Here is an 8,602-nt window from a genome sequence, read left to right as displayed (position 1 = left end):
GCCAACTACAAATCAGTTATTCTCTTGAGAAGTGCCGTCCGGACGGCGGCATGACGCTCATCCCAGGGATCCATTTCCCCATAAACCGTGAAGAGCCGACATAGGTTCTGTGACGGATCTCCGTAAGTTCTCCCTGTCCCTCAGGCAACTCACCCTGGAGCAGGGGCAGGCCCTGTCACAATCTTCTGGCCAACGCCAGTAGCCTTCTAAGTCCTGAAGAATAATTCGGTTCCGCCCAACTTCAATTCAAGACAATGCATTCCAGCTCGTCGGACCTAGGGTAGTAGGATTATGCGCCCTTCGGCTGTTCCCGTTTCCACCAGGTCGTGTGCCTGCGCGGCCTCTTTCAGTGGTACGGAAGCGTGGATTTTGGGGTGCACGAGCCCGCGGCGCAGAAGTTGAAGTACGTCCTGAAGTTCCGTACGCGTACACGCCTTGGAGCCAATCAGTCGGATCTCCCGCATGATGAAAGCGCCCGGCAGTATCTCCACAGTCCCGTTTTGCAGGTTGCCTACAACAACAACAGTCCCTCCGCGAGCAACTGCCCGGAGGCTGTCGGGCAAAGTGAAATGGGCGGTCAAATCAAGGATTACTGATGGCTGGATGTTTCGCGCACGTACTTCATCCGCAAACTTCCCGTGACTGGCTAGTACTACATGATCGGAGTAGGGCTTCAGGCGTTCAAGCTTTCGAGCACTCGAGGTAGCGGCAATAACTTCTGCGCCCATGGAACGGGCAATCTGCAAAGCGTGTATTCCTACTCCACCGCTGGCACCTGAGACCAGAACACGGTCGCCTGCAGTAACACCAGCCAACTTCAACGCGTGGTAACCGGTGCCAATTGCGCAAGCTGCTATTGCCGCCGCTTCGTCATTCACACCATCGGGGACCTTGGCCAAACTTAGCTCGTCGATGACTGCGTACTGGGCGTAACCACCGTCCAGGCCTTCTCCGAGGAGCTTGCCGTCGGCACATAGAACTTCGTTCCCGCCCAGACAATTCCTGCAGCGGTGGCATGACTGACGTTGTGTCGATGCGACCCTGTCCCCAAGTGAAATCGTTGTAACACCGGGGCCGATTGCGGCCACGGTGCCGGCGATTTCATGCCCCAAAATTCGCCCGTTTGGACGATAAACGGTTCCGGAGCGTTGCATGACATCTTGTCTGCAGACCCCGGACGCACTAATTTTGACCAGGGCCTGACCGGGGCTCGGGGTCGGCGTAGGAACCTGCTCGATCTTAAGGACGCTACTTGCTCCGGCAGTGTGGAGCCGATAAGCCTGCATCGTTTCGGAGATCATCTAGAACGCGCCTCCGTGTGAACCGATCAACCCTCCGTGGAGAATCCTGGATCGTAGCCTGTCGGTCATGAATGCTCCTGTATCTATCGCAAGACAGTGACAACGATCGTCGACCGCAGGTCTCTGCTGAGATGGTGACCAGTTTTGTAAGCATAGAACCCGCCGGTGCGGAATCGATCTGGAAAAATTACGGGCATTTTCTCCAAAGATAGGGAATTAGGAGGCCGGGCTATTGACTCAGCCACGGTATGAAGAGAACCATCGCAGGAACTCGGCACCAAAGGTGACTTCGCCGCGGGCCACGGCCAGCGGGTTACCCATTCCAGGGTCATCACCAGGGAGAAGTCCTCGGCCCGCTCGGTGACAAGGTCAAAGCCCCGGCGCAGGATCTCCGCCCGCACCCGCGGCGCGGTCTGCGCCCAGAACGCCTCGACCGCGTTGGCCGCGTGCAACGCTGCAATGGCGTCTTCACTCGTGGCGGAAGCGAGGGCGGCGAGCACCTCCCCGGTCGCGGGATCGCGCAGATCTAACGTGCCGCCGTCGGACGCCTCCACCCACTGCCCGCCAATGAGCACACCGATGTTTTTGCAACACGCGCATCTTGAGTAAAGTTCGTCCGCGACGCTCTTTTGCAGACTCATCTCAACGATACGACGTGTCCCCTGGAAGGAGCCCGTGCACTGCTGTCCAAGGGAAGCGGGGCGCCGTTGACGGTTGGCATTATGACCGCTGCTGGCATTCGCCCAGTGGGCGGTGTCTCAAGGCAGGTCGAAGGGCCGGGTTTTGTAGGCGGTGTCTTTGTTCATGTTCCATCCGGCAACGAGGCCGGAGCCAATCATCTGGTCGCCGAGGCGCGCTAGGCGGTAGGCGGGGTCGGTGTCGAGGGCGAGTTGGAGGAATTGGTGTGCTTTGCTGCCTCTGCCTTCCCACCAGTTGATGTAACCGATCGCCGTAAGGACCGGTGCTGCGTGCTCGGCGCTGGTCCGAGTGTAGGCATGCAACAGCAGTTGCTGTGCCCACTCGATGCGTGACCACTTCGGCGGTTGTTCTGTTTGGGCGAACAGGATCTGTTGCATGGGTTCGTCGACTCCCGGGATGTCTGCGATGATGCGGTCGCGGATTGTGGGGAATTGCAGGTTTGCGACGAGGGCGTGGCAGTCGTCGTCGCTTGGGAAGGTTTTGGAGTCGAGCATGTTGGCCCAGAGTTTCCGGCCGTGCTGCAGCGCGGTGTCGGTTGCTTGGGTCCTGATGGTTTCCATGTGGTGTTCGACGGCGGCCGCTTTGGCTCCTGCCTGTCCGGCGCTTGGGAGGGTGATGCGGTCGGTGGGTTCGATGAAGCTGCCGCGGTAGATGAATTCGGCGTTGATTGCGCTGGTCTGGGTTGAGCTGACGGGCAGGGCGAGGCTGGTGCCGGGTTCGCCGTCGTAGGGGGAGAAGGTTTCGTCTCCGACGAAGAGTCCGTCCCGGATCGTGATGCCCTGTTCCGCGAGGACCCCGGTCAGAGCCGCGATGGTGTCGGCATAGGGTCGGGCCTGTCCTAGGCGGGTGGTTTCGCTGGTGTAGACGGCGAAGAGGATGGAGGTGGCGGTGGTGTCGCTGGTGAGGTAGTGGGCGACGGTGCGTGCGTAGGGGAGTTCCTGGCCGGATTGGCGGGGGAGGTCGATGCGGAGGGTTGCGCCGATGCTGTTGTCGTTCATGGTGATGCAGACCAGGCTTTCCTGTGGCCAGAAGCCCAGGGTGTGGCCGATGAAGCTGAGGACATCTGATGGTGTTGTGATGGTGAGCTTTTCCATGATCTTTTTGGTTCCCTTCACCCTTTGTGTTGCCGTGGTTTCTGCAGTTGTTGGTTATGGGCGTCGTTCTGGTAGGGGACCAGCCGCTGGGCTGAGGGGCCGGAGTGCAACTTGGGGAACCGGCGCCGGGACGAAAACTTCATGTGGCGGTACTGCTGCGCTGTTATGGTGATGAAGTTTTCGGTTCGGTGTCGGCGCGGTAGCGCCCTGGTTGCGCGGAGGACTCGCCCAGCGATCATGGGGGCATATCAGAATGACAAGCAGCGATGGAACTTTTGCTTGTTCATTGAAGTCAGGGAAACAAACGGCATGACGTGGAGTCAGCGCCTAGACCAGTTCTGTAGTTCCTGGACAGACCGCCGCCCCGCGGGCTCAATAATCGGTGCTACTTCGGAAAGCAGCGTTGGCTGTTATCCGCTGAAGTCCCGGTCGACCAGCCGTAGCTTGTAAAGTTCACGGGCGCTCTACCATCACGTCGTAGAAGTGCCTATGTGACTCGTGCCACGGACCGCATAGCTTTGGCAGGGTGTGGACCAAGAAGGGCCTGAGCGTGGAGCCGACTTGCAACCCACAAGAACCACATTGACTTCCACTCGAGAGGACGACCTCATGGCCACAGTGACGCAAGAGGCTACAATCGCTCAACCAGAGCTAAGAGGCAATCTTGGCCTATTTCACCTGTTCTTCACGGTGATGGCCTGGAATGCTCCGCTCGTGATCGTGTTTGCAGCCATTCCGATCATCGTGGGATACGGAAACGGGATCGGAGCTGCTGGCGCCTTCATCGTGGCCGGCCTGACCATCGGGTTGTTCGCCTTAGGGTTCACTCGGATGACGAAGATCCTGCCGACCCCGGGGGCCTTCTACGCCTACATCACAGCTGGGTTGGGAAAGAAGCTCGGCCTAGGCTCCGGACTGCTGACTCTTGTCGGCTACTTTGCAGCGTATTCCGGCACATTCGCCTTCGGCGGTGTCGTATCAAATCAGTTGTTCCATGGCACTTTTGGACTGCCCGAACTGCCCTGGTATGTCTACGGAAGCATCCTTTGGCTCGTAGTAGCAGTACTGGGTCTGTTGAAGTTCTCTCTGTCGGCGACACTTCTCACCGTGTTCCTCGGACTTGAGCTGGTCGTCATCGTCATCTATGACATTGCAGTGTTTATGCAGGGTGGGGCCAGTGGAGTTATTTCGGCCGACCCGCTGATTCCAGAGAACTGGGTTAATGGGTCCGTGGCAATGGCGATGCTCTTCGCTATCGGCATGTTCGGGGGGTTCGAAATCACAGCGCTGTTCCGCTCGGAGGTTCGAAACCCGTCTCGGACGGTGCCGGCTGCGACGTACATGGTCGTTATCGCTGCGACCATTTTGTATGCAGTCACCTCTTGGGCATTTGTCAACGCCGCGGGAATGAATGACGCTGTTGAGCAAGCCGCCGCCGACCCCACTGGAACAATGCACGCGACCTTCCTGGCCTTCGGCGGAAAACTGCTATCGGATATTTCCTCGGTTCTCGTTTTCACGAGCACCTTCGCCGTGATTCTCGCGGGGCATAACATCGTCTCCCGCTATCTCTTCAATCTTGGCGCTGATGGCATCCTGCCGAAGCACCTGAGCATGGTCCACGCGAAGCAGGGGTCTCCCTATCGTGCTTCGCTTGTGGCGAGTCTTGCGTGCCTGGTGGTCAACATTCCGGCGATCCTTGCAAACGTAGATCCGGTTGCGTTCTACGCGGCGATGTTGGGCATGACCAGTCTGGTGCTGATTGTGATTCTCTTCATTTGTGATGGCGCAATCCTCGTCTACCTGAATCGAAATGGCCGCGGCGAGTTCTCATTCTTCCCGCGTGTGATTGCTCCGAGCCTGGCAGGAGTCGGCCTCGGGATCTGCGCTTACCTCGCTATCACGAACTTCAACGCTCTGACCGGTGGGTCGCAGGAACTCTCAACGGCACTTATGGTCTTCCTCGGCGTCGTATTCTTCGGGGGGATTCTGCTTGCGGTTGTGTATAAGCGGACCAAGCCCCAGGTCTACGCCCGGATCGGCCGCCAATAGTCGTCGGGCCTGTATCGGGAAGGAGAATTCAATGTTCTCGGCCCGGAAGTTCAGGTTCCGGAGCACCTCGGGCACCTTGAGGAACCATCGCCGGACTGGAGCAGCGGTGACCGGAAAGCCGAATTCGGTAGCAAGCAGCGATCAAGAGCCGGCGGTTTGACCAGGGCAGCCCCGTCTGGCAGGCCACTCATGGTAAATGCACCGTAGGACCTCAGACCATTTACGTATTGAAAGGCAGTACTCATTTGAACGCCAACGTCCCCGTTTTTGATTACATCATCGTGGGAGCCGGATCAGCCGGCGCTGTTATCGCTCGGAGGCTTGCTGATGATCCTTCAGTTAGTGTCTGCCTGATTGAGGGTGGGCCCGCATACGAGGATGATCCGAAGGTCCTCCTGCTCAAGGAGTCGTTGGGCTTGGTTGGAGACCTCAAATATGACTATGACTACCCGATCGTGCCCCAAGAGCGCGGCAATTCGCTCATGCACATGAGCCGAGCCAAGATGCTCGGGGGTTGCAGCGCCCACAATGACGCGTGGGCCCTGCGGGCACCCGATACAGACATGAATCGGTGGAGCGCCTTGGGTGCGGACGGCTGGGATGCCGAGGGTGTGGCCCCGTACTTTGATCAGGTGTTCAAGGACATGCGTGTCCATGGTGTCACCCGGACGGCGGAACTCTCCCATGCATTCCTGGCAGCCGCGAATGAAGCAGGCCTTGAGACAATCGACAACACTAAGGGCGACTACCGTGAGGGAATTTCGTGGGTATCACTAAACGAGGATGATGGTGTCCGGGTTTCCACTGCTGTCGCGTACCTATTTCCCACGGCTGACCTCCCTAAAAATCTGCATCTGCAGCTGGAGACCTTAGCTCACAGGGTGATTATCGAAGGAGGCCGGGCCGTTGGAATCGAGACGGATCAGGGAGTCTTCCACGCCGCTCGCGAGGTCATCGTATCCGCTGGTGCCATCGACACTCCAAAGCTGCTTATGCTTTCCGGCCTGGGCCCGGCAGAGCACCTGAAGGAACATGGGATTGGGGTCGTTCAAGACCTGCCCGGGGTAGGCTCCAACCTGTCCGACCACATTGAGACACCCGTCATCTGGGAATCTTCCAAGGACCCGGGTGAAAGCATCAATGGCCTTGACCTCGGTGTATATGGAGACGTCTTAGATGAGGGTGATTTCAGCGTCCAGGCAACCTTCGGGCACTTTACGTATTGGCTTCACACGGAACCGTTCGATGAGCTGAAGAGCCCGCCGCGATCTTTCTGCCTCGCCCTTAACACTGCCCGTCCAGCCAGCAGGGGAACCGTCCGCCTGGCCTCTGCGGACCCGAAAGACAAGCCGCTTGTTGATCCAAGGTACTTTACCGACAGCGAAGGCCGGGACGAGAAAATTCTGGTGGAAGGGATCCGCTTGGCACGTAAGATCGCTGATACTGACGCTCTGAAGGACTGGGTTGTACGGGAAGTTGCGCCTGGTCCTGAGCTGCAGAGTGACGAGGAGTTGGGTGCGTATGCCCGTCGATACTCCAACACCGTTTACCATCCCAGCGTCACATGCAAGATGGGTGCGGCCGACGATCTAAACGCAGTTGTTGATCCCCGGCTTAGGGTACGAGGTGTCGAAGGTTTGAGGGTGGCAGATGCCTCAGTCTTCCCCGAACTAGTACGCGTCAATCCCAACATGACAGTGGTGATGGTAGGAGCCAAAGCCGCCGACCTCATCAAAGAGGACTACTCATGACATTCCCGTCCTTACTGACTGAGGCGCCGGAAGCTACTCAACGGGTGAGTCTCGCTCACTACATTGGCGGCCAGTGGGAAAGGGAGGACGGTCCCACTTTTCGCGTGGTGAATCCCAGTACCGGCCAAGAACTCGGCAAGGCTCCTATCGCCTCTCGGGAAACTGTCGACAGTGCAGTTCAGTCAGCTAAGAGTGCCTTGGAGGCCTGGAGTCTGACCACACCAAAGGAACGAGGGGAATACCTGCACAAGCTGGCCGACTTGATTCAAGCCTCCGACCAGGATCTTGCCATCCTCGAAAGCCTAAACGTCGGGAGGCCACTCTCAGAAACGTTGGAAGAGATTCCGCCACTGGTTGATGTTATAAGGTTTTACGCCGGAGCTTTCCGTGCCAACGCCACCTCGGCTGCCGGGCATTATGAGCGGGGCACCACCTCGGTCCTGCTTCGTGAGCCCATTGGCGTAGTTGGTCTCATTACGCCTTGGAATTTTCCCTTGACTGAGGCTCTTTGGAAGGTAGCTCCGGCCTTGGCTGCGGGAAACACCATTGTTCTGAAACCGTCCGAAAACACCCCGTACACGACGATTGCTTTGACCAAACTAATCGACAGCGTGTTTCCTCCAGGTGTGGTCAATGTTGTGCTCGGCGACGGAACTACCGGAGCAGCCATCGTTGAGCACCCAGACATCGCGATGGTATCGCTGACAGGTGACGGTTCGACCGGTAAAAAGATTGCTGCGGCAGCGTCGAACACCTTGAAGCGCGTGCAACTGGAACTGGGCGGCAAGGCGCCGGTACTGGTATTTGAAGACGCTGACGTAAGTCGGGCGGCCTCTTACCTGGCCCAGGCTGCCTTCATCAATGCGGGTCAGGTGTGCACAGCGCCGTGCCGGCTTATCGTGCATGACGCGATTTATGAGGAGTTTCTTTCCAAGTATCTTGAAGAAGTCCACGACCTGCGAGTCGGTGATCCTTTCGATCCGGCCTCCCAAATCGGACCGCTGATCTCCGAACGGCAAATGGACCGCGTGCTGGGGTTCCTTGAGCGGGCAAAGGCGACGTCGGCTTCAATCCTGAGCGGAGGAGCTCGGATGCAGCGGCCGGGATTCTTCGTGGAACCCACAGTGGTTGCAGATATCAGGCAGGACCATGAACTGGTACAGAAGGAAATCTTTGGGCCCGTCGTCACAATCCAGCGGTCTTCCTCCGAGAAGGAGATGCTTCGTTGGGCGAATGACGTGGACTACGGCCTGTCGGCCAGCTTATGGACTTCGGATCTAGACCGATCGCTGAAATTGATGTCATCGCTAAGATTTGGAACTATCTGGGTGAACGGCCATCACACAACCGTTCCCGAAATGCCCTTTGGGGGATTTGGTCAATCCGGCTACGGAAAGGTCCTGTCGGCACAATCCATCGATGAATATTCCCAGCTAAAGCACGTAATGATGATTGCAAGCCGATAATCGCGAGGAAGGATGGCACGGACGCGGGCCCGGGCCGTCCTTCCCTTGACGCGACTCCGGGCCCGCCGCTCGCTCAATAAAGGTCTTTGGCGGCCCGGGTCCGAGCAAGCGCCGTGGTCTTCATTGTCATCACCAGTTCACCGGCTCTTCGTGGTTGGTGGGGAATTGAGTTCGTGTCGTTGAAGACAAGGGGGCCCGTGGCCCTGCTGGGATGAGTGTGTCTAGCATTCAACCTGGAA

The 8,602-nt window shown here is 58.0% G+C and carries 5 protein-coding genes and 1 pseudogene; 3 read left to right on the top strand and 3 right to left on the bottom strand.

All coding sequences use genetic code 11. From position 1 onward, the window contains the following. Nucleotides 1-275: 275 nt before the first annotated feature. From AC5RWA_RS21550 to AC5RWA_RS21540, 3 genes and pseudogenes are all read right to left on the bottom strand, one after another. Nucleotides 276-1,286, bottom strand: coding sequence for an alcohol dehydrogenase catalytic domain-containing protein (locus AC5RWA_RS21550; RefSeq protein WP_494059008.1), 1,011 nt, complete (start codon nucleotides 1,284-1,286; stop codon nucleotides 276-278). A gap of 267 nt (nucleotides 1,287-1,553) precedes the next feature. Beyond that, nucleotides 1,554-1,936: pseudogene (locus tag AC5RWA_RS21545) on the bottom strand (aldehyde dehydrogenase family protein); the annotation flags it as partial. A gap of 123 nt (nucleotides 1,937-2,059) precedes the next feature. Beyond that, the gene (locus AC5RWA_RS21540) at nucleotides 2,060-3,094 is read right to left on the bottom strand and encodes a DUF4192 domain-containing protein (protein ID WP_494059007.1); all 1,035 of its coding nucleotides are present in this window, start codon (nucleotides 3,092-3,094) and stop codon (nucleotides 2,060-2,062) included. A 609-nt stretch (nucleotides 3,095-3,703) separates the two neighbouring features. On the opposite strand from AC5RWA_RS21540, the gene AC5RWA_RS21535 reads away from it, so the two are divergent. The 3 genes from AC5RWA_RS21535 to AC5RWA_RS21525 all read left to right on the top strand — a co-directional run bounded on the left by AC5RWA_RS21535 (nucleotide 3,704) and on the right by AC5RWA_RS21525 (nucleotide 8,363). Then, nucleotides 3,704-5,146 (top strand): APC family permease, encoded by a 1,443-nt coding sequence (locus AC5RWA_RS21535; protein WP_494059006.1) that lies wholly within the window; start codon nucleotides 3,704-3,706, stop codon nucleotides 5,144-5,146. A gap of 245 nt (nucleotides 5,147-5,391) precedes the next feature. Then, nucleotides 5,392-6,897 (top strand): GMC family oxidoreductase, encoded by a 1,506-nt coding sequence (locus AC5RWA_RS21530; RefSeq protein WP_494059005.1) that lies wholly within the window; start codon nucleotides 5,392-5,394, stop codon nucleotides 6,895-6,897. Then, on the top strand, nucleotides 6,894-8,363 hold the full coding sequence (locus AC5RWA_RS21525; protein ID WP_494059004.1) for an aldehyde dehydrogenase family protein: 1,470 nt from the start codon (nucleotides 6,894-6,896) through the stop codon (nucleotides 8,361-8,363). The genes AC5RWA_RS21530 and AC5RWA_RS21525 overlap by 4 nt, the downstream gene beginning before the upstream one ends. Nucleotides 8,364-8,602 lie beyond the last annotated feature (239 nt).

Source organism: Arthrobacter sp. 210 2 (assembly GCF_059093025.1).
The sequence above is the reverse complement of the archived record's forward strand: the minus strand, read 5'-3'. Positions and strand labels throughout refer to the sequence as shown.